Annotated in this window: 19 protein-coding genes; 17 read left to right on the forward strand and 2 right to left on the reverse strand. The window is 46.0% G+C overall.

Annotated elements, in window-relative coordinates:
* Positions 1 to 96: 96 nt before the first annotated feature.
* The gene (gene adhE / locus AB5026_RS06150; protein WP_118061794.1) at positions 97 to 2,733 is read right to left on the reverse strand and encodes a bifunctional acetaldehyde-CoA/alcohol dehydrogenase; all 2,637 of its coding nucleotides are present in this window, start codon (positions 2,731 to 2,733) and stop codon (positions 97 to 99) included.
* Positions 2,734 to 3,449: 716 nt separating this feature from the next.
* On the opposite strand from adhE, the gene AB5026_RS06155 reads away from it, so the two are divergent.
* Positions 3,450 to 3,587, forward strand: a complete 138-nt coding sequence (locus AB5026_RS06155; protein WP_244832667.1) for a hypothetical protein — start codon at positions 3,450 to 3,452, stop codon at positions 3,585 to 3,587.
* A gap of 85 nt (positions 3,588 to 3,672) precedes the next feature.
* On the opposite strand, the gene typA is transcribed toward AB5026_RS06155, so the two are convergent.
* A complete protein-coding gene (gene typA, locus AB5026_RS06160; RefSeq protein ID WP_195656613.1) occupies positions 3,673 to 5,505 on the reverse strand; it encodes a translational GTPase TypA in 1,833 nt (610 codons plus the stop codon).
* A gap of 201 nt (positions 5,506 to 5,706) precedes the next feature.
* Here typA and AB5026_RS06165 point away from each other — a divergent pair, with 201 nt between their 5' ends.
* The 16 genes from AB5026_RS06165 (at position 5,707) to AB5026_RS06240 (ending at position 22,924) form a co-directional block, all read left to right on the forward strand.
* Positions 5,707 to 6,333: a single-stranded DNA-binding protein gene (locus AB5026_RS06165; protein WP_015526248.1), complete on the forward strand. Its 627-nt coding sequence runs from the start codon at positions 5,707 to 5,709 to the stop codon at positions 6,331 to 6,333.
* 131 nt (positions 6,334 to 6,464) lie between these two features.
* The gene (locus AB5026_RS06170; RefSeq protein WP_015526247.1) at positions 6,465 to 6,971 is read left to right on the forward strand and encodes a cob(I)yrinic acid a,c-diamide adenosyltransferase; all 507 of its coding nucleotides are present in this window, start codon (positions 6,465 to 6,467) and stop codon (positions 6,969 to 6,971) included.
* A gap of 35 nt (positions 6,972 to 7,006) precedes the next feature.
* A complete protein-coding gene (gene dapA, locus AB5026_RS06175; RefSeq protein ID WP_015526246.1) occupies positions 7,007 to 7,903 on the forward strand; it encodes a 4-hydroxy-tetrahydrodipicolinate synthase in 897 nt (298 codons plus the stop codon).
* Positions 7,904 to 7,938: 35 nt separating this feature from the next.
* Entirely contained in the window at positions 7,939 to 8,694 is a 756-nt protein-coding gene (gene dapB, locus AB5026_RS06180; protein ID WP_021652686.1) for a 4-hydroxy-tetrahydrodipicolinate reductase, read from the forward strand.
* Positions 8,695 to 8,873: 179 nt separating this feature from the next.
* On the forward strand, positions 8,874 to 9,332 hold the full coding sequence (locus AB5026_RS06185; protein ID WP_250789674.1) for a hypothetical protein: 459 nt from the start codon (positions 8,874 to 8,876) through the stop codon (positions 9,330 to 9,332).
* A gap of 80 nt (positions 9,333 to 9,412) precedes the next feature.
* On the forward strand, positions 9,413 to 10,183 hold the full coding sequence (gene hisA / locus AB5026_RS06190; protein WP_250789675.1) for a phosphoribosylformimino-5-aminoimidazole carboxamide ribotide isomerase: 771 nt from the start codon (positions 9,413 to 9,415) through the stop codon (positions 10,181 to 10,183).
* 247 nt (positions 10,184 to 10,430) lie between these two features.
* The gene (gene raiA / locus AB5026_RS06195) at positions 10,431 to 10,958 is read left to right on the forward strand and encodes a ribosome-associated translation inhibitor RaiA (RefSeq protein ID WP_015526242.1); all 528 of its coding nucleotides are present in this window, start codon (positions 10,431 to 10,433) and stop codon (positions 10,956 to 10,958) included.
* Between the two features lie 173 nt (positions 10,959 to 11,131).
* On the forward strand, positions 11,132 to 12,001 hold the full coding sequence (locus tag AB5026_RS06200; protein ID WP_368212980.1) for a hypothetical protein: 870 nt from the start codon (positions 11,132 to 11,134) through the stop codon (positions 11,999 to 12,001).
* A 70-nt stretch (positions 12,002 to 12,071) separates the two neighbouring features.
* A complete protein-coding gene (locus tag AB5026_RS06205) occupies positions 12,072 to 13,871 on the forward strand; it encodes a fibronectin type III domain-containing protein (RefSeq protein WP_173758939.1) in 1,800 nt (599 codons plus the stop codon).
* A gap of 232 nt (positions 13,872 to 14,103) precedes the next feature.
* Positions 14,104 to 16,683 carry a preprotein translocase subunit SecA gene (secA, locus tag AB5026_RS06210; protein WP_021652694.1) on the forward strand — a complete coding sequence of 860 codons (2,580 nt, stop codon included), beginning with the start codon at positions 14,104 to 14,106 and terminating at the stop codon, positions 16,681 to 16,683.
* Between the two features lie 255 nt (positions 16,684 to 16,938).
* A complete protein-coding gene (locus AB5026_RS06215) occupies positions 16,939 to 17,772 on the forward strand; it encodes a carbon-nitrogen hydrolase family protein (protein ID WP_173758940.1) in 834 nt (277 codons plus the stop codon).
* A 73-nt stretch (positions 17,773 to 17,845) separates the two neighbouring features.
* Positions 17,846 to 18,965, forward strand: a protein-coding gene (gene prfB / locus AB5026_RS06220) for a peptide chain release factor 2 (RefSeq protein WP_110104007.1) whose coding sequence is annotated in 2 segments (ribosomal slippage) — positions 17,846 to 17,920 and positions 17,922 to 18,965 — 1,119 coding nt in all. Because the reading frame shifts where the segments join, the coding sequence is not laid out codon by codon here.
* A gap of 171 nt (positions 18,966 to 19,136) precedes the next feature.
* The gene (locus AB5026_RS06225; protein WP_021652696.1) at positions 19,137 to 19,589 is read left to right on the forward strand and encodes an ACT domain-containing protein; all 453 of its coding nucleotides are present in this window, start codon (positions 19,137 to 19,139) and stop codon (positions 19,587 to 19,589) included.
* A 4-nt stretch (positions 19,590 to 19,593) separates the two neighbouring features.
* Positions 19,594 to 20,805 (forward strand): homoserine dehydrogenase, encoded by a 1,212-nt coding sequence (locus tag AB5026_RS06230; protein WP_021652697.1) that lies wholly within the window; start codon positions 19,594 to 19,596, stop codon positions 20,803 to 20,805.
* 21 nt (positions 20,806 to 20,826) lie between these two features.
* Positions 20,827 to 22,035 carry an aspartate kinase gene (locus tag AB5026_RS06235; RefSeq protein WP_059086692.1) on the forward strand — a complete coding sequence of 403 codons (1,209 nt, stop codon included), beginning with the start codon at positions 20,827 to 20,829 and terminating at the stop codon, positions 22,033 to 22,035.
* Positions 22,036 to 22,135: 100 nt separating this feature from the next.
* Complete coding sequence (locus AB5026_RS06240; RefSeq protein WP_022427326.1) at positions 22,136 to 22,924, forward strand: DUF975 family protein; 789 nt, start codon at positions 22,136 to 22,138, stop codon at positions 22,922 to 22,924.
* Positions 22,925 to 23,115: the final 191 nt, after the last annotated feature.

Raw genomic sequence — 23,115 nt, forward strand, 5'->3', positions numbered from 1 at the left:
ATCGGGGATCTTTTGCAAGAGGGAAATAAGCAAAGGAAACGCAGCCGGGAGCGAATAAACTCCCGGCCGTGTTTCCCTTAGAAGGGTGTTCCACATTTATTTGGCTTTTTTCTCTTCTTTCTTTGGCATTTCTCCGTAGTATGCCTTCAGATAGATATCTTTCAGCTCGGATACAAGTGGATATCTCGGGTTAGCGCCGGTGCACTGGTCATTGAAGGCCTGCTCGGACATCTCATCCAGAGTCTCCAAGAAGTATTTCTCATCTACGCCGTAGTCACGGATTGTAGGCATGATCTCGATTGTTCTCATCAGGTCATCCAGTTTGGCGAGAAGTTTTTCGAATACTTCTGCATCGTTCTTGCCTGTAAGACCTACAGAACGGCCGATCTCAGCATAGCGGGCAAGTGTCTTTGGATACTGGTACTGTGGGAAGGTACCCATCTTGGTCGGAACCTCAGCACTGTTGTAACGCATAACATCCAGAAGAACAACTGCGTTTGCGATACCGTGTGGCAGGTGATGGAAAGCACCAAGTTTGTGAGCGAGAGAGTGGTTAACACCGAGGAATGCATTGGCGAATGCAAGACCTGCCATGCAGGAAGCGTTAGCCATATGGTCTCTTGCCTCTACATCGTTGCCGTCTTTATATGCACGTGGCAGATACTCAAATACCAGTTTGATCGCTTTCAGTGCAAGACCGTCTGTGTAATCGGAAGCCATCATGGAAACATAAGCCTCGATTGCATGTGTCATAACGTCGATACCGGAAGCACGGGTCAGTCCCTTCGGTGCGCTCATCATGTTGTTGGTATCTACGATCGCCATATCCGGAAGAAGCTCATAGTCAGCCAGCGGCCATTTAACGCCGGTATCCTGATCTGTGATGATGGCGAAAGGTGTAACCTCGGAACCTGTACCGGAAGATGTCGGGATTGCTACGAAGTAAGCTTTTTTACCCATCTTCGGGAAGGTGTAAACTCTCTTACGGATATCCAGGAAGTCCATGGACATATCGGAGAAGTCAGCGTCCGGATTCTCATAAAGCATCCACATAACCTTGCCGGCATCCATTGCGGAACCACCACCAAGAGCGATGATGCAGTCAGGCTCAAATGCTGTCATAGCCTTGGCTCCGGCTTTTGCGGAAGCGAGAGATGGATCTGGTGCTACATCAGAGAAGCATGTATGAACGATGCCCATCTGATCCAGTTTATCTTCGATAGGTTTGGTGTAACCGTTCTTGTAGAGGAAGGAGTCTGTTACGATGAAGCAGCGTTTCTTGCCCATAACAGTACCGAGCTCGTCAAGAGCAACCGGCATACAGCCTTTCTTAAAGTAAACCTTTTCCGGTGTTCTCATCCAGAGCATATTCTCTCTCCTTTCAGCAACGGTCTTGATATTCAGAAGGTGCTTGACACCAACGTTCTCGGATACGGAGTTACCGCCCCAGGAACCGCAGCCAAGAGTGAGGGATGGAGCAAGTTTGAAGTTGTAAAGGTCACCGATACCACCCTGAGAAGAAGGCGTATTGATAAGGATACGGCAGGTCTTCATAGCTGCCTCGAATTTATCCATCTTCTCTGTCTCATTCACGTTGATGTAGAGGGAAGATGTATGGCCGTAGCCGCCGTCAGCAACAAGACGCTCAGCTTTTGCGATAGCATCGTCAAAATTCTTAGCCTTGTACATGGCAAGTACAGGGGAAAGTTTCTCGTGTGCGAATTCCTCGCTGATATCAACGGACTCAACCTCACCGATAAGGATCTTGGTCTCAGCCGGTACGGTAACGCCTGCCATCTCGGCGATGGTAGCTGCCTTCTGGCCTACGATCTTGGCATTCAGAGCGCCGTTGATGAGGATTGTCTTTCTGACTTTCTCGATCTCGTCTTTTTTAAGGAAGTAGCATCCTCTGTAAAGGAACTCTTCTTTTACTTCTTTATAAATGCTCTCCAGAACAGTTACGGACTGTTCGGAAGCACAGATCATACCATTGTCAAATGTCTTGGAGTGGATAATGGAGTTAACTGCAAGACGGATATCTGCACTGTCATCAATGATGGCAGGTGTATTTCCAGGTCCAACACCAACAGCAGGTTTACCGGAGGAGTAAGCTGCCTTAACCATTCCAGGACCACCGGTTGCGAGGATGATATCTGCGTTCTGCATAACCATGTTGGTCAGCTCAAGGCTCGGGATATCGATCCATCCGATGATTCCTTCCGGTGCACCAGCGGCAACAGCTGCATCCAGAACAACTTTCGCTGCTTCAATGGTAGACTTCTTGGCACGCGGATGCGGGCTGATGATGATTGCGTTACGTGTTTTCAGAGAAATAAGAGATTTAAAGATTGCTGTGGAAGTCGGGTTGGTAGTCGGGATAACTGCGGCAACCAGTCCTACAGGCTCCAGGATCTTCTTGATTCCGTATGCCTTGTCTTCTTCTACAACACCACATGTCTGTGTGTTCTTGTATGCATTATAAACATACTCTGCTGCGTAATGGTTCTTGATAACCTTATCTTCCATGATACCCATGCCTGTTTCTTCAACGGCCATTTTGGCAAGTGGGATACGCATTTTGTCGGCGGCAGTAGCAGCTGCCTTAAAGATCTTGTCAACCTGCTCCTGTGTGTAGGTAGCGAAGATCTTCTGTGCTTCTTTCATTGCAGCCATTTTCGCGGTCAGGGCTTCTGGAGTGTCGATGATGGTAGGGATAGTTTCTTTCTTTGCCATGTGGAATCCTCCTGTTTTCATATGATAATGATCTGTGGTTCTGCGGGCCTGTTTTTTTCGCCGGCAGATGCTGCAGAGTTTTTGTAAGTCCCCGCGCTGCGTTTCTTTGTTGATTCAATCTGATTGAATTTTCTGTTTCAATGATTATATAGTATCAAAATTCAGAAAAAAACGCAAATTCTGAATTTTGCCGCTATGTGCAAAATGACGAACAGAAAATCAGGGGAAAATACTGTAAATTTCACTCCGCAGAACGCTGAATTATTGAAAAATCCTTTCAAAAAAATCTTTAAATTCAGCACTGTGCACAAAAAACATGTTAAATATTTGTCAGCACTGACAAAAAACATGCACACATATGAGGGGCGGGCAAAAGATAAAACGTATCATGCAGTTAAAACATTAACGTTAAACTTTTGTCAATCGATCATGAACACATTATAATTTAACAGATTCCAGACGTCAATAGCGAATATGATAAATAATTAACGAAAATAACGAAGAATTTTGATAAATAATTCACAAAAATATCATGTCACGGTAAAGCGTCAAACCATAATTGACAAAAAAACTTGAAATTATTTGAGTTTTCAGAACAATTAAGCAAAATATATGGAGAATTTTTTCAGGAATGCAGAAAGAAATGGATAGATTTGTCTGAAAATGAAAAACAGGGCAGGAGATAACTGCCAGAATCCTGCGAGCAGGAAAGCCCGATGTTGTTCAGGGAAATTCGCCACAGGCAGAGAATCCTGCAGCCTGGATTCTTCCTGCAGAAAGAAACGGTCATGCAGGAAATGATTCCAGAAAAAAACTGCCATACAGGAAATGATTCCCGTATGACAGTTGTGTAAATCGTGTTAAAGATATATCCGAATCCTTTATAACTGCAAAACACTGCCAGAATCCAGTAAACAATAAATAATCGTCAAAATTCTATCAGCTCTTGCGGAATGCAGCACGTTTTCGATCTCTGGAATCCAGGATACGTTTACGGATACGAAGGCTCTTAGGAGTTACCTCAAGAAGCTCATCCTGGTCGATGAACTCGATTGCCTGCTCAAGGCTTAATACCTTAGGCGGAACAAGCTTCAGCGCATCGTCTGCCGAAGAAGAACGGGTGTTGGTGAGGTGCTTGGTCTTGCAGACATTCAGCTCGATATCCTCAGCCTTACCATTCTGTCCGATAACCATACCGCTGTAAACCTTCTCGCCAGGTCCGACGAAGAGAGTACCACGCTCCTGAGCGGAGAAAAGACCGTAAGTTACAGTCTCGCCTGCCTCGAAAGCGATGAGGGAACCCTGTTTACGATACGGGAAGTCTCCCTTGTATGGTGCATATCCGTCAAACATGGTGTTCAGGATACCGGTACCCTTGGTGGAGGTAAGGAATTCGTTACGGAATCCGATCAGTCCACGGGAAGGGATGGAGAACTCAAGACGTACAGTTCCGTCGCTTGCTGTGCTCATACCCTGAAGTTCACCTTTACGCTCGCTGAGTTTCTGGATGATGGTACCGGAAAATTCCTCCGGAACATCAACATATGCGATCTCGATCGGCTCCAGTTTGCGTCCGCGCTCGTCTGTATGATAGAGAACCTCCGGTTTGCTGACTGCAAATTCATATCCTTCACGGCGCATGTTCTCAATAAGAACGGAAAGGTGAAGCTCACCACGGCCGGAAACCTTGAAGCACTCAGTTGTATCTGTGTCTTCCACACGAAGGCTGACGTCTGTATTCAGCTCACGGTAGAGGCGGTCACGAAGGTGACGGGAAGTGATAAATTTACCTTCCTGTCCTGCAAGCGGGCTGTCGTTTACAAGGAAGTTCATGGAGATGGTAGGCTCGGAAATCTTCTGGAACGGAATGGACTCCGGGTTATCTCCTGCACAGAGTGTATCTCCAATGTGGATATCTGCAATACCGGAGATCGCAACGATGGCTCCGATGGTAGCACTCTTGACTTCAACCTTGTTCAGGCCGTCAAATTCGTAGAGCTTGCTGATCTTTACGCGCTCGTGTTTGTCCGGGTCATGATGGTTCAGAAGCATCAGCTCCTGGTTCACGGAAATGGTTCCGCGCTCAACTTTACCGACACCGATACGGCCTACATATTCATTGTAGTCGATGGTGCTGATAAGAACCTGTGTATCTCCGTCCGGATCTCCCTCCGGAGCAGGAATTGCATCAAGGATGGTCTCAAAAAGCGGAGCCATATTCTCAGGCTTGTCCTCAAGGTTACGAACTGCATAGCCGGCTTTTGCGGAGGCATACAGGAACGGGCAGTCCAGCTGTTCGTCAGATGCGTCCAGATCCATGAGAAGCTCCAGAACCTCGTCGACAACCTCCTCCGGACGTGCTTCCGGACGGTCGATCTTATTGATGCAGACAATAACATGCAGGTTCAGTTCGAGAGCTTTACGAAGTACAAATTTAGTCTGAGGCATGGCACCCTCGAAGGCGTCCACAAGAAGAATAACGCCGTCTACCATCTTCAGCACACGCTCTACCTCGCCGCCGAAGTCCGCATGACCTGGAGTATCGATGATATTGATTTTTACATCCTTATAATGAACTGCGGTGTTTTTGGAGAGAATCGTAATGCCACGCTCACGCTCAATATCGTTGGAGTCCATGACACGTTCCTGGACTTCCTGGTTCTCACGGAAAACACCGCTCTGTTTCAAAAGCTCGTCAACAAGTGTTGTTTTACCGTGATCGACATGGGCGATAATGGCCACGTTACGAACATCTTCACGCTTGGTCTTCATATAATCCAAATCCTTTCTTTCCATATATAAGTAATCTTTTTTGTTAAAAATGATGTCCAAATTTATAGTCTATCACATTTTTGTGAGATTACAAGACATAAAAAAATATTTTTGGTTTTTCATTTTTCAGGCATATTATACCGTAAATACACATAGATTGATATAGACGAAATACACGAAGAGGAAGGAGAGCTACTTATTATGGCAGATAAAATTATTGAAAACAATCAGGTATCCGTTATGGGACGGATCGCTACGGGGTTTACTTTCAGCCATCAGGTCTTTGGAGAAGGATTTTACATGATGGATATCCTGGTAAAACGTCTCAGCGATTCGGAGGACAGGATCCCGGTGATGGTGTCTGAGCGGCTGATCGATATCACACAGGATTATGTGGGAGAATATATCGAGATCCACGGACAGTTCCGATCCTATAACCGTCATGAAGAAAAGAGAAACCGGCTTGTGCTTTCAGTCTTTGCCCGGGAAGTGAAGTTTGTGGGGGAGGAAGAAGAAACTGTGCCGGTCAATCAGATCTTTCTGGACGGATATATCTGTAAACCGCCTGTATACAGAAAAACACCGTTGGGAAGAGAGATCGCAGATCTTCTGATGGCAGTCAATCGACCTTACGGAAAATCCGATTACATACCATGTATATGCTGGGGAAGAAATGCCAGATATGCTTCTGCTTTTGAAGTAGGCGGGCATGTACTGATCTGGGGCAGGATCCAGAGCAGGGAGTACATGAAACGGATTAGTGAAAACGAAACAGAAAAAAGGATTGCCTATGAAGTTTCGGTGAGTAAATTGGAATATGTTGAGTAACATTGGATATATTTTGGAATAGTGGTGAGAACATTAAGGTAACACTTGCATTTCCAGCCAATCTGCGGTAATATTAAAAAAATCAGAAAAATGGGGAATTACCGGTTTCACTAACAGTAAGAGGAAAAATCATGGAAAGAGAAATAACAGAGGTTTATTGCGGGAACGGGAAAGGAAAGACAACTCTGGCTGTAGGCCGGGGGCTGCGCTTTGCTACACAGGGAAAAAGTGTGATCATCATACAGTTCCTCAAGGGCAGGGAACGCAGAGAACTGGATTTCCTTGAGGAACTGGATAATTTTGATTTCAAGATTTTCCGTTTCGAAAAAATGGACACCTGCTATAATGACCTAAGTGAGCAGGAAAAGGCAGAAGAGAGAACCAATATTCTCAATGGCCTTAATTTCGCACGGAAGGTAATTGCTACCAGAGAGTGTGATTTTCTGCTACTGGATGAGATCCTCGGGCTTATGGATAAAGGAATCGCTCCAGTTGAGACGATCATCGATATGCTTAAGCAGAAGGATGAAAGTATGCATATAATTATGACCGGACGTTGGCTTCCGGATGCTTTGAAGCCCTATGTGGATAGTATTACCACGATAACAACAGAGCTGACTGACCAGGAACGGGAATAAGCAATATTTCACAGAAGAAAGAAGGAGGAAGACAAATGGCAATTTTTAAAGGAACAGGCGTTGCAATCGTAACACCTATGCATGAAGACGGTAAGGTGAATTTTGAGAAACTTGAGGAAATCCTTGAGGATCAGATCGCGAACAGCACAGACGCCATCGTTATCTGTGGAACAACAGGAGAATCTTCTACTCTGACACACGGAGAGCATCTTCAGACAATTAAGTTCACAATTGATAAAGTTAACAAACGTGTGCCTGTTATCGCAGGAACAGGTTCCAATTGTACAGAGACAGCGATCATGATGTCCAAGGAAGCAGCTTCCTATGGCGCAGACGCTCTTCTTATTGTAACACCTTACTATAACAAGGCTACACAGAAGGGTCTTATCGCTCACTACACAGCAATTGCCAATGCAGTTCCGGAAACTCCGCTCATCATGTACAACGTACCGAGCCGTACAGGCTGCAACATCCAGCCGGCTACAGCAGCTTACCTTGCAAAGAATGTAAAGAACATTGTCGGAATCAAGGAAGCAACAGGAGATCTTTCCCAGATCGCCAAGATGATGTCTCTGGCAGACGGACAGCTTGAGCTTTATTCCGGAAATGATGATCAGGTACTTCCGATTCTTTCTCTTGGCGGACTTGGAGTTATTTCCGTACTTTCCAACGTTGCACCGAAGTTTACACATGACATGGTCATGAAATATTTCGACGGCGACACCAAGGGAGCAACAGAGGATCAGCTGAAAGCTCTTCCGCTGATCAATGCGCTGTTCAGCGAAGTAAATCCGATTCCTGTTAAGACAGCTATGAATCTTATGGGAATGAACGTAGGGCCGCTTCGTATGCCGCTCTGCGAGATGGAAGAGGACACAAAGGCAGCTCTTGCAAAAGAGATCGAGAAATTCGGCCTTAAGCTTGCTAAGTGATCTGACTGTAAGCGAAAGGTAAAGGAGAATATACTATGGTAAAAATCATCATGCACGGCTGCAACGGACATATGGGCCAGGTCATCAGCGGCATTGTGGAGAAAGATCCGGATGCTGAGATCGTAGCAGGTATTGATATTGCAGATCAGGGAAAAAACAGCTATCCGGTATTTACCGATATTGACGCATGTCAGGTAGAGGCAGATGCGATCATTGATTTTTCTTCCGCAAAGGCAACAGACAAGCTTCTTGAGTACAGCGCGGCACGCCAGATCCCGGTTGTTCTGTGCAGTACCGGTTTAAGCCAGGAGCAGCTTGCAAAAGTGGAAGAAACATCCCGAAAGGTAGCAGTGCTGAAATCCGCAAACATGTCTCTTGGTATCAACACACTTCTGAAGCTGGTTCAGGACGCAGCCAGGGTTCTTGCGGCTGCAGGCTTTGATATGGAGATCGTAGAGAAGCATCACCGCCTGAAATTAGACGCACCAAGTGGTACTGCACTTGCGCTGGCAGACAGCATTAATGAAGCTATGGATAATCAGTATCATTATGTATATGACCGCAGCCAGAAACGTGAAAAACGCGATGATAAGGAGATCGGTATCTCCGCAGTTCGCGGCGGAACTATCGTAGGTGAGCATGAGATAATTTTTGCAGGTCAGGACGAAGTGATCGAGTTCAAGCATACTGCATATTCCAAGGCTATTTTTGGAAAAGGTGCTGTAGAAGCAGCCAAATTCCTTGCAGGCAAACCGGCAGGACGTTATGATATGAGTGACGTGATCGGCTGATCCTGACAGATTGAGCCGCAACAGAATAAAATTACAGGTAATACAGACGGGGTTCGTGTAAGATCGGACCCCGTCTTTTTTTGATGAAATTGCGGTTTTTGAAATTTTTCCCAGAATAGGATAGCGGAAAAAGTGCCATATTAGGAATACAGAATTTTTTAGAAAAAGGAGAAGATCATATGAAAAAATGGAAGGCGATTCTTTTTGGTACTTTGCTTACCCTGTCTCTGTGTACATTTACAGCCTGCGGCACAGAGGTAAACAATGCGGATGAAACAGTGGATGAAAAAGATAAAAACACGAAGGATAAGGAAAAAGATACAAACGAAAATACTGCCGCAGAAGATGAAACTATGGAAGAAAAAGCAGACAATGACGGTGTGAAGGACAATGGAGAGAGCATTAAGGATTCCGGCACGGATAACAATGAGATATCCGATGGAAATATTACCGTGACGCCTGCAGGAAATGGAAATAACGGGACAGCAGCACCCGGAGCTGCGGATGCTGACAGAAACGAAAATGACGGAACTGTATCCGGTGAGCTGGGTGACAGTGTAAAGGACCTTGGCGACGGCGTAGGTAATGCAGTGGATGATATCGGAAACGCAGTGGGAAATGCGGTAGAAGGAAGATAACAGATATTTTACCACAGCATTGCATAAAACTGTTTCAGATGCTATTATCAGTGCATGGAAAGAAAATGGAGGACAGGATTATGAAATTCAGACCATGCATTGATATACATAACGGAAAGGTAAAACAGATCGTAGGAGGAAGCCTGAAGGATCAGGGGGATCAGGCGGCAGAAAATTTTGTGTCAGAGCAGGATGCGGCATTCTATGCAGAGCTTTATAAGAAGGCAGGATTAAAGGGCGGTCATGTGATCCTTCTGAACGGAAAGGATTCCCCGAACTATGGAGCAACGAAAGCCCAGGCACTTCAGGCTCTGGGAAAATATCCCGGAGGGCTTCAGATCGGAGGCGGCATCTGCCCGGAGAATGCGGCAGAATATCTGGAGGCTGGCGCCAGCCACGTGATCGTAACCTCCTATGTGTTTAAAAACGGAGTGATCTCCTGGGAAAATCTGGAGAAGATCCGTGATGCTGCAGGGAAAGAACATCTTGTACTTGACCTGAGCTGCCGCAAAAAAGATGGCAAATATTATATTGTCACAGACCGATGGCAGAAATTTACAGAAGAGATCGTGACACCGGAGCTGATGGAAAGGCTTGGAAGCTTCTGCGACGAATTTCTGGTCCATGCAGTGGATGTGGAAGGAAAGGCCCGAGGTGTGGAAACAGAGCTTGCAAAGCTTCTGGGACAGTATACAGCTCATCCAGTGACCTATGCAGGCGGTGTGGGTTCTATGGCAGATATTGAAGAGCTTCGAAAAGCAGGTCAGGGCAGATTGGATGTGACTGTTGGCAGTGCTTTGGATATTTTTGGCGGAAGTATACCCTTTGAAGCTCTGGCTAAAATGAAATAGTATATACAAATAGTGAAGCAGATGCTTTTGTCCCATCAATCTTCTGGCACTGGTGTGCAGATATACATTTGTAATGAATTAATTAGATGAAATACTCTAATAGTTGCGCATTCACGACAAAAAAAACATTTTGAAGGAATATATCGAATAAATTTGGAAAAAATTTATGAAATTTTTGAAAAGTGATGTTAAAATTCAATTTAATATGTTATAATAGCAACATAAAACAGCAAAGGGGATGGAAGTCATGAAATTTATTATTAGTGGAAAGAATATAGCAGTAACCGAAGGACTTAAAACAGCTGTTGAGGACAAGCTTGGTAAACTTGAAAGGTATTTCACTCCTGAAACTGAGATTTCAGTAACCTTAAGCGTTGAGAAGGATCGCCAGAAGATCGAGGTAACGATCCCTGTGAAAGGTAACATTATCCGTTCCGAGCAGGTAAGCAATGATATGTATGTATCCATCGATCTAGTTGAAGAGGTAATTGAGCGTCAGCTTCGTAAATACAAGAACAAGATCGTTGACAAGCAGCAGGAATCCACAAACTTCCAGAAGGCATACCTTGATAAGGATTATGAAGAAGATGAGGAAGTTAAGATCATCCGTACCAAGAAATTCGGGATCAAACCAATGTATCCGGAAGATGCATGCGTACAGATGGAGCTTCTCGGACATAATTTCTTTGTATTCTTTAATGCTGAGACAGAGCAGGTTAACGTAGTTTATAAACGTAAAGGAAATACTTACGGACTGATCGAACCAGAGTTCTGATAGGGGATTTTATTATCACAACTGAATATTGAATGGAAGGCTCCGGGAATCTGTGTGAGAAATCGGCAGGTTTCCGGAGCCTTTTATGTCACAGCAAAATCAGGCTTCTTTTCTGTTGCAAGCAATAGGGGAGAATTATATAATGAAGACATATGCGAAAGGAGAAAGGAAAAATGAAAAAGAAGCTTCCTGTGGTGATCTTAAGTGTAGCTCTTGGTATGACCATGATACCGGCTACCTGTATGGCAGCGGAATTTAACAGTGGTGACACCATAAAAGAACAGACTGTGGAGGACCTGGAACTGAGTTCCGGAGAAAACAATACAAAGGATTTCCAAAAGTCAGAAATACAATGGACAGGATTTAAATGGGACAGCTATTCCCAGGCAGAGATAACGCTTACGTCAGCCGTTAACGGCGTTTGCTATTATAAATGGGCAGAGCGGGGGGAAGACGGAAATCCCCAGGTGCCTCAGATCGAGACCGGAAATACCGTGAATGATGAGGTTTTGATCAGTGAGGATGAAGAGTTCGGGATCACACTTGCAGACCTGGATACAGACCAGGCAGTTGATCTGTATATCCAGATTGAGGATGAGAATGGGAAATTAAGTGATCTGAAGCGGATGGAGCTGGATCAGGACAGCCGCCCGGCGAAAAAAACAGATTCTGCAAAAAAACATAAAGCATCCAAACCAAAGGCAGAGGACAGTACGGTAGAGGGGCTGGATTCTCCTCTGGAATTCTACCCGGATACATTTTATGATTTTAAGGTTATCGGTGCCGGTACCGATAATGAGGATCCGGAAAACGGAGACATTAAGTGGGTGCCTGTTTACTGGAGCACATCTGCGAATCCGAATTCCAACCGGATCCGAAGCACCTGGAAGATCGGTTCCAAGGAAGGAATCGACCAGGAGGGAACTTTTAATCTGTATGTTTTCTTCCGCAAATATACCTGCAAGGATTCCAAATGGCAGTCTACGGATAAGATACAGTCTGTACAGTACAAGTTTCAGTCAGCCCCACTTTCTGAAAAATAATACTGTGTGGAGTGCGAATATCTCCTTGACATAACAAATATGTAACTCACGGAGAAAAGGAGGAAGGTAAATGAAGAAAAAAGTTCTGGCACTTTTTTTAAGTGCTGCACTTTGTGTGACGGTGCTTCCGGCAACCGGTATGGCTGCAGAGTTTGGCAGCGGTGATGCAGAAATCACAGAAAATGCTGCGGACAGCCAGGAAGTGTTTTCCGCAGAGGAAACTACAGAGTCTATGGGAGAGACTGAGCAGCCTGCAGAAGACAGTGAGGATATTTCTGAGGAAATGGTGGATAACTCTTCCGATGCAACCATGGAAGATGTGGAAAACGCAGAAAATGCGGAGAACAGCGAGGATGCTTTCGGCGGAGCTGAGGAAGGAGTTTCAGAAGAGATCTCCAGTGAGGATGATCCGGAAGTATTATTGACAGAACTGATACCTGAAGAAGCAGGAGACAGTATGGAAGAAGAAAACGCAGAAGCTATGTCATCGTCAGATCCGGAGCTGACAGTGACACCGACAGCGGGTCCGGAACCGACAGTGACACCGATAACGGATCCGGAACCGACAGTGACACCGACAGCGGATCCTGAACTGACAGTGACACCAACACCGGTGCCAAAAATAAACGTAAAATGGACCGGAGAAAAATGGGTAAGCCGCAATTCTGTAAATGTGACACTTAAAGTTGATGCAAACGGAGCCTGCTACTACAAAGCTGTAGCGAGAAAAAAGGACGGAACATCTGATGTTCCGAGGGTCGATACGGGAAACTCTCGTGTGGCGGTTACTGCAAACAGAAGCTTTGTGATATATCTTAAGAATCTGGATACAGAGAAAGAATTTGATCTGTATCTTAAGGTATTGGGTTCAGACGGAAGAACCAGCAACCTGAAAAAATTAAAGTTGAATTACAGGGGAACCCGCCCGAAATATGATGTGACGCCGACACCGACCTATATACCTTCTATACCAGATGTCAAAGATAGTTTTGTAAGAGGGTTGGATTCTCCGCTGAAATTTACTCCGAATAAATATTATAATTTTACCGTGACCGGTGCGGGAACTACAAATTCAAATCCCGGGCCTGGAGATGTGAAGTGGGTGCCAGTTTACTGGAGTACTTCACCAAATCCAACCGATAACAGGAAGAATACTACATGGCGGATCGGATCTGCCAAAGGAATAAACAAAGCCGCAACTTATAACATGTATATCTTTTTCCAGAAGTATGTTTATCAGAAAGCTGAATGGAAAAAGACTGATGAAGTACAGTCAGCCGTATACCAGTTCCGTTCCGCGGCCCTTACAACGGTAAAGCTTACCACGCCCGGGTTATCCGGCACTTCCAACAGTCCTGCCGGCATCGTCTTCAAATGGAAAAGAGCTGCAAATGCTTCCGGCTACAAGATCTATCGAAGGACCGGAAACAGCAGCAAGTGGGTCAATATCGCTACCGTAAGCGGAAGCAATACGCTGGTCTATACAGACGGATCAGTAAAATCAGGAACCATGTATATCTATACAGTCCGCGCATACAAGGGCTCTGCTTTAAGTGCTTATAACAAAAACGGCAGCCGGATCGTCCGTCTGACAGCTCCGGTGCAGTACAAACCGTCCAGCAAGGCTTCCGGGAAGCTGACTGTCCGCTGGAAAAAAGCAGCTGGCGCTTCCGGCTATCAGATCCAGTATGCGGCCTCAAGGTCCATGAGAGGGGCCAGAACAGTGTCCACCAGTGCACTGACCCGAACACTTTCCGGTTTGAAAAAGGGAAGCACTTATTATGTTCGTATCCGTGCATACAAAAAAGTGAGCGGAAAGACATATTACGGTGCCTGGAGCAGTGTGAAAAATGTAAAAGTAAGAAAATAAGATCTGTAATATCCCGCGGGATCCTCGAAAACAGGATCCTATGCGGGATATTTTCTGTTATTCCTGACATGATTTGTTAAATAATTGTTCATTGTTTTTATAACAGGAAAGTGGTAGAATATATACCATATGTGATCCAGTATAACGGATATCAACAGAGAACTGGAATGATCCAAAATTGGACAGATCAGAGACAGCAGTCTTATTCGAATAAAATGATTGGAGCAGAAACATGAATGTTTTTTCAAAAGTATTTGGAACCCGCAGCCAGCGTGAGGTAAAACGTATCATGCCGCTGGTTGAAAAAACCGAGAGCTATCAGTCTCAGATGCAGCAGCTTACGGATGAGCAGTTACGAGACAAGACAAGAGAATATAAGAAACGTCTTGCAGAAGGTGCAACACTGGATGATCTTCTTCCGGAGGCATTTGCCACCGTACGTGAGGCAGCCAAACGTGTACTTGGAATGGAGCATTACCGTGTACAGATCATCGGTGGTATCATCCTTCACCAGGGCCGTATCGCCGAGATGAAAACAGGTGAAGGTAAAACTCTTGTTTCCACACTTCCTGCATATCTGAATGCCCTTGAGGGTAAAGGTGTCCACATCGTAACCGTCAACGACTACCTGGCAAAACGAGATGCTGAGTGGATGGGTAAGGTTCACGAGTTCCTTGGCCTGACTGTAGGCGTGGTACTTAACGACATGAAGCCGGAAGAGCGTCGTGCGGCATACGGATGTGACATCACATACGTAACAAACAACGAACTTGGATTTGATTATCTTCGTGACAATATGGTCATCTATAAAGAACAGCTTGTTCAGAGAGATCTTCACTACTGTATCATCGATGAGATCGACTCTGTCCTGATCGATGAGGCACGTACACCTCTGATCATTTCCGGACAGAGCGGCAAGTCCACCAAGCTTTATGAGGTGTGCGATATCCTTGCACAGCAGCTGGAGCGTGGTGAGGCCAGCCATGAGATGACCAAGATGGCAGCCATCATGGGTGAGGAGGTTATCGAGACCGGTGACTTCGTTGTAAATGAGAAAGATAAGATCGTCAACCTTACCGAGCAGGGTATCAAGAAGGTTGAGAAATTCTTTAATATCGAGAACCTGGCAGATCCGGAAAACCTGGAGATCCAGCACAACATCATCCTTGCACTTCGTGCACATAATCTGATGCACAAGGATCAGGATTATGTTGTAAAAGATGACGAGATCCTGATCGTTGATGAGTTTACCGGACGTATCATGCCGGGCCGTCGTTACTCCGATGGTCTTCATCAGGCGATCGAGGCGAAAGAGCATGTGAAGGTTAAGAGAGAGAGCAAGACTCTCGCAACCATTACCTTCCAGAACTTTTTCAACAAATATGACAAAAAAGGCGGTATGACAGGTACAGCCCTCACCGAGGAAAAAGAGTTCCGTGATATCTACGGCATGGACGTTGTAGAGATCCCGACCAACCGTGTAGTACAGCGTAAAGACCTTGACGATGCTGTTTACATGACAAAGAAAGAGAAATTCAACGCCGTTGTAGAGGCAGTTAAGGAAGCTCACGCAAAACATCAGCCGGTACTGGTTGGTACGATCACCATCGAGACTTCTGAGCTTCTCAGCAGAATGCTGAAGAGAGAGGGAATCCCCCACAATGTATTGAATGCCAAGTTCCATGAGCTTGAGGCTGAGATCGTAGCTCAGGCAGGACAGGCAGATGCCGTTACCATCGCGACCAACATGGCAGGCCGTGGTACCGATATCAAGCTTGACGATGTGGCAAGAGAGGCCGGCGGTCTGAAGATCATCGGTACCGAGCGTCATGAGTCAAGACGTATCGATAACCAGCTCCGTGGACGTTCCGGACGACAGGGAGATCCGGGTGAATCCCGTTTCTACATTTCCCTTGAGGATGACTTGATGCGTCTGTTTGGTTCCGAGAGACTGATGAAGGTGTTCACATCCCTTGGTGTTGAGGAGAATGAGCAGATCGAGCACAAGATGCTTTCCAATGCCATCGAGAAAGCTCAGGAGAAGATCGAGTTCAACAACTTCGGTATCCGTAAAAACCTTCTCGACTATGACCAGGTTAACAATGAGCAGAGAGAGATCATCTATGAGGAGCGCCGCCAGGTACTTGACGGTGAGAATATGCGTGATGCCATCTATAAGATGATCACAGATATCGTAGACAGCATGACAGACATGTGCTTTTCCGATGACATGGATTCTTCTGAGTGGGATCTTAATGAGTTTAACACTGCGATCACTCCGATCATCCCGATCCACCCGCTGACCGCAGAGAAGGTAAAAGGCCATAAGAAAGATGAGATTAAGCACATTGTGAAGGAAGAGGCTGTGAAGCTTTATGAAGCGAAGGAGGCTGAGTTCCCGGAACCGGAGCAGCTTCGTGAGCTTGAGCGAGTTGTCCTTCTGAAATGCATCGACAGCAAATGGATGGATCACATCGATGATATGGAAATGCTCCGTCAGGGTATCGGTCTGATGGCATACGGCCAGAGAGATCCGGTTGTTGAGTACAAGATGAACGCATTCGAGATGTTTAACAGCATGATCAGCTCCATTCAGGAAGACACTGTACGTATGCTGTATCATGTTCATGTGGAGCAGAAGATCGAGCGTGAGCAGGTTGCTAAGGTAACCGGCACAAACAAAGATGACAGCGCAGGCCCGAAGAAACCGGTTCAGCGAAAAGAAGATAAAGTATACCCGAATGATCCGTGCCCATGCGGAAGCGGCAAGAAATACAAACAGTGCTGCGGACGTAAGGCTGCCAAGATCTGAGAAGGAAGATAAAAATAGTCTCACCCGGATGATGTGGTGGGGCTATTTTTTCTGGGATTTCTGTTACATAGGAACAGAGTACAGCGAATATTAAATAATAGTCATATAGACTTGTCTGATTTTTTATATGCTGCGTTGTCGTCAATCGCCGTAGCCACCGCTACGCTTCATTCTCCCGCCCTGCATATGAGAAAGTCATCCTGCGTCAATAGAGCAGATACTTAATTTTCGCTGTAAGAGAAGGGACATGATAATATGGCAATTATAAAAACTGCAATTCTTCAGACACATGTATATACTGATAAATTTCGCAATATCACCCAGGCAGCAGAACTTCTTGCCAGCCCGGAGCTTCAGGGGATCGATCTGGCAGTCCTGCCCGAAATGTTCTGTTGCCCCTACGAGAACAAATACTTCCCGGAATATGCGGAACCAGAGAGGGGATATACCTGGGAAAAATGTTCCCGACTGGCGGCAGAACACGGAATTTATCTCGTAGCAGGAAGTATGCCGGAGAGAGATGAAGCCGGCAATATTTATAACACTTCCTATGTCTTTGACAGAAATGGTCATCAGATCGGTAAGCACCGGAAGATGCATCTTTTTGACATTGATGTAAAAGGCGGCCAGTATTTTAAAGAATCCGATACTCTGACACCGGGAGACCAGGTGACGGTTTTTGATACAGAATTTGGAAAGATGGGCCTTTGCATCTGTTACGACTTCCGTTTTCCGGAGCTTGCCAGGCTGATGGTGGACGAAGGCGCCCAGGTAATCATCGTGCCGGCTGCTTTTAACATGACAACAGGGCCCCTTCACTGGGAGCTGATGTTCCGCCAGAGAGCCGTGGATAACCAGGTATACACCATCGGAGCTGCCCCCGCCAGAGACCTGAACGCCGGGTATCATTCCTGGGGCCACTCCATTGCCGCAGACCCCTGGGGAAAAGTCCTCATGGAGATGGAAGAGAAGCCGGCTGTGAAGGTTGTGGAACTGGAACTGGACGAGGTAAAAAAAGTCCGTGAGCAGCTGCCGCTTCTGAAGCACAGGAGAGGGGATATTTACGCCCTGACCACGTTTTCGTTGTAATTTCCATGCCCATATGGTATTGTATAAGACAGGCAGGAAATCCTGTATCAATATATAGAAAGAAGGTGAAGCTGTGGTTGAGTTAGATCAGTTCAAGAGTATTCTTGCAACATACACAGAGCCATTAGTGGAAGTGAGGGATTCACTTTGACCTCGCTAACAAAGAGCAGAAGGTCGAAGAATTAGAGCGCGAGATGGAGGCGCCTGATTTCTGGGATAATGCGGAAGCATCCCAGATGAAGATGAAACAGTTAAAGAGTCTCAAGGACGATATTGAGACATACCATAATCTGGAAACACAGATGGAAGATATGGAAACCATGATCGAGATGGGATATGAGGAGAATGATCCAGAGATCGTCCCTGAGATCCAGGAAATGCTGGACGAGTTCCAGGCAAGCTTTGACAGCATCCGTGTGAAGACACTCCTTTCCGGAGAGTACGACGGAGAGAATGCCATCATCAAGCTGAACGCAGGAGCCGGCGGTACAGAAGCCTGCGACTGGTGCGGAATGCTTTACCGTATGTACAGCAGATGGGCGGAGAAGAAAGGCTTTGCGCTGGAGGTCCTGGATTACCTTGACGGTGATGAGGCCGGTGTGAAATCCGTAACCTTCCAGGTGAACGGAGAGAACGCCTACGGTTATCTGAAATCCGAGAAGGGTGTTCACCGTCTTGTACGTATTTCTCCGTTTAATGCAGCAGGAAAGAGACAGACCTCTTTTGTATCCTGCGATGTTATGCCGGATATCAAGAAGGATCTGGATGTTGAGATCAATGATGACGATATCCGTATCGATACCTACCGAAGCAGTGGTGCCGGTGGACAGCATATCAACAAGACATCCTCTGCGATCCGTATCACCCATTTCCCGACAGGAATCGTGGTACAGTGCCAGAATGAACGTTCTCAGCACATGAACAAGGACAAGGCCATGCAGATGCTGAAGGCCAAGCTGTATCTGCTGAAACAGCAGGAAGCCGAGGAGAAGCTTTCCGGCATTCGAGGCGAAGTGACAGATATCGGCTGGGGAAACCAGATCCGTTCCTATGTCCTGCAGCCATACACCATGGTAAAAGACCATAGAACCAATGAAGAAACCGGTAATGTTGACGCAGTTCTGGACGGTGGTATTGACATTTTTATCAATGCATACCTGAAATGGATCGCGCTGGCGAAAAAGAAAGAATAACATTACTGTCACGGAACCCCATAAAGACAGAGAAAAGGACTCCGCAGGCAAAAAAGCGCTTGTGGAGTTTCTTTTATTATGATAATATATCTCTTGTACAAAAACAGTTGTCTTTATGAAACGGACAGGAGGCTGCTGGCCACAATGTGAACAGCAGTTAGAGAGGTTGCTATGCAGAAACAGGTTGAAAAGAAAAAATACTATGTAGTAAGAGAACGGGCAGTGCCGGAGGTACTTCTCAAGGTGGTTGAGGCCAAGAGACTGCTGGAATCCAAACGGGTGGCTACTGTTCAGGAAGCTGCTGAAAGGACCGGGATCAGCCGCAGTTCTTTTTACAAATATAAGGACGATATTTTTCCTTTCCACGAGGAGACCAAGGGAAAGACCATCACCTTTATCATTCAGATGGACGATGAGCCGGGGCTTTTATCAATGGTGCTGCAGACGATTGCCCGTTTTCACGGTAATATCCTGACCATACATCAGAGTATTCCCATTAACGGAGTCGCAACGCTGACGCTGAGCGTTGACATCCTTCCGGGAGAAGGTGACGCAGAGGCTATGGTGGAGAATATTGAGCAGAGAGACGGTATACACTATTTGAAAATTTTAGGCAGGGAGTAAGCATATGATAAACATAGCAGTATTAGGCTACGGTACAGTAGGAAGCGGAGTTGTTGAAGTCATCAACACCAATCATGAGAGCATTAACAAGAGAGCTGGAGATGAGATTAACATCAAGTACGTTCTTGATTTAAGAGATTTTCCGGGAGATCCGGTTGAGAAAGTTCTGGTTCATGATTATGAAGTGATCGTAAACGATCCGGAGGTAGATATTGTTGTTGAGGTTATGGGCGGGATCGAGCCGGCTTATACCTTTGTAAAAAGAGCGCTTCAGGCAGGAAAGAGCGTAAGCACATCCAATAAGGCTCTGGTAGCCAAGCATGGTTCCGAGCTCATGGAGATCGCAAAAGAAAAAAATATCAATTTCCTTTTTGAGGCAAGCTGCGGCGGCGGTATCCCGATCATCCGCGCACTGAATTCTTCACTGACAGCAGATGAGATCGATGAGATCACAGGAATCCTTAACGGAACCACCAACTACATGCTTTACAAGATGAGCACAGAGAACTGTGATTTTGATACGGTTCTGAAGGAAGCTCAGGCAAAGGGCTATGCAGAGGCAGATCCGACTGCAGACGTAGGAGGTGCTGACGCATGCCGTAAGATCGCCATCCTTTCTTCACTTGCATACGGAAAATTCCTGAATTACGAGGATATTTATACAGAAGGAATCACAAAGATCACACCGGCAGATATGGAATATGCAAAAGAGCTTGGCATGACTATCAAGCTTCTTGCCACAAGCCGCAGGATCGGAGATTCTTTCTATGCAATGGTAGCGCCGTTCCTGGTAGGCCAGAGTAGCCCGCTTTACAGTGTAAATGATGTGTTCAATGCAGTATTTGTGCACGGAAATGTTCTTGGAGATGCCATGTTCTACGGAAGCGGAGCAGGTAAGCTTCCGACTGCAAGTGCAGTAGTTGCAGATGTTGTGGATGAAGCAAAGCATCTCCACAGAAATATCATGACAAACTGGAGCAGCTATGCCCTGAAGCTTATGGATATGGATGAAGTTGAGGGACGTTTCTTCGTACGTGTGTCTGATACTACTATGGATGAAGTGGAAAAAGCTTTTGGTGATGTACAGACCATCGAGCCGGATGACCTTCCGGACGAATTCGGATTTATCACACCGGTGATGAAGCAGGCTGAATATTATGAGAAGATCAGCAAGCTCACCGGAAAAGTACTGGCAATGATCCGTGTAAAGGATTGATGCCGAAGGGAAGAAAAGAACATGTTGATTGTAAAAAAATTCGGCGGTACTTCTGTGGCAAACAAAGAGCGTATCTTTAATGTTGCAAGAAGATGTATCGAAGATTACAAAAAAGGAAACGACGTGGTGATCGTGCTTTCTGCAATGGGTAAGTATACCGATGAGCTGATCACCATGGCAAAGGATATCAATGACAAACCTCCGAAACGTGAGATGGATATGCTTTTTACCATCGGAGAGCAGATGTCAGTGGCACTGATGTCCATGGCTATGGACAGTCTGGGAGTACCGGCTGTTTCTCTGAACGCTTTTCAGGTAGCTATGCACACAACAAGTGCACATGGCAGCGCACGCCTGAAAAAGATCGAGGCGGCACGTATCCGCAGAGAGCTGGATAACCGCAGGATCGTTGTGGTCACAGGCTTCCAGGGCATTGATAAATATAATGACTATACCACACTTGGACGTGGCGGTTCTGATACCACAGCTGTAGCTCTTGCGGCAGCGCTTCATGCAGATGCCTGTGAGATCTATACCGATGTGGACGGTGTTTATACCGCTGACCCGCGTAAGGTTCCGAATGCCCGCAAGCTTAAGGAGATCACTTACGATGAAATGCTGGATCTGGCAACTCTGGGTGCGGGAGTGCTTCATAACCGTTCTGTGGAGATGGCAAAGAAATACGGCGTGCCGCTGGTGGTACGTTCCAGTCTCAACAACAGCGAAGGAACTGTGGTAAAGGAGGAAGTAACAGTGGAGAGAATGCTGATCAGCGGTGTTGCTCTGGATACAGATGCAGTACGTATTGCTGTGATCGGACTTAAAGATTCACCAGGAGTGGCATTTAAGCTTTTTGATACCCTGGCTAAGAAAAATATCAATGTGGATATGATCCTTCAGTCTATCGGCCGTGCCGGAACCAAGGACATTTCCTTTACTGTTGATAAAAATGATCTGGACGATGCAATGGGTGTTCTGGAAGCTAACCAGGCACGCATCGCCTATTCTGAGCTTCATGCGGAGAAAAACATTGCCAAGCTTTCTATTGTAGGAGCAGGTATGATGAGCAATCCGGGTGTTGCTGCAAAAATGTTCGAAAGCCTTTACAATGAGGGTGTGAACATCAATATGATCGCAACATCTGAGATTCGTGTGACGGTTCTCATTAACGAGAAAGATGGCGTACGTGCCATGAATGCGGTACATGATGCGTTTAATCTTGCAGACTAAACAGATGTGAAATATGAGAATATGATATATCTGAAGTAAAAAATGACGGGGCGGAGGCTTGGATGAGTCTCCGCCTTCTATAACGAAGGGATACAGAATTATGAGAAAAAATCTGAAGGGTTGTAAGAAGCTGGCAGGGGAAACTCTGGCCGGTAATTTTACGGTCCCTGTGATCGGGAGTATTGCGGTTGCGGCGATGAGCGCAGTTTCAAGCTATATTTCTACAGCACTTTTTCCGGGAGATTCCCTGTATGCGATCATTGGAGGAGAGGTATTCAGCTTTGTCCTTTCTCTGGTGATCTGTATTTTTTCCGCAGGACTTTACCGGATCTATCTGAATATTTCCAGAAGGGAAGCCTACTCTTTCGGAGACCTTCTGTACTTTTTCAGCCATCAGCCGGATCATGTGATCGTGGCATCCTTTGTGCTGGCATTGATCAATCTGGTGACATCACTTCCACTGGCGTGGTTTTCTTTTACAAGCAATATGGGAAATACAACGGAGGAGCAGATGAACTGGGCAGTAACTTACATGCTGCTCACACTTCTCGGGTTCGCGCTGAACCTGCTGGCAGCTATGCCGTTCACCATGAGCTATTACATCCTGTCCGATAATTCGGACATAAAAGGAGTACAGGCACTGAAAGCCAGTGCGAAGCTTATGAAGGGACATTACTGGGAATATATGAAAATGCTCTTAAGTTTTGTTCCGTGGATCATTTTTTCCATATTTACATTGTATCTGGCACTGATCTGGCTGGTGCCTTATATAGAAACCTGTATGGCAGTTTTCTATCGGAATATTTCCGGAGAGTTTGATGAACCTCCGGTGGATACTTATCCTCCGGTAACTCCGATCCCGCAGTTCCATGATGAAACCGAAGCCTGATCGCCTTCCGGAGGATGTTTTCCCTTTCCGGGAGGATGCTTGAAACGCAGGTGATGCCCTTTCCGGGGGGATGCTTGAAACGCAGGTGATGCCCTTTCCGGGAGGATGCTTGAAACGCAGGTACTTTCCCTTTCAGGGGGACCATTTTGGCATGGGCAGGTACGAGGGGGAAAGCACTCAAAGTTGCGAAG

The organism is Blautia sp. RTP21359st1_E11_RTP21359_211015 (genome assembly GCF_040910705.1).
Lineage (GTDB): Bacteria > Bacillota > Clostridia > Lachnospirales > Lachnospiraceae > Blautia_A > Blautia_A fusiformis.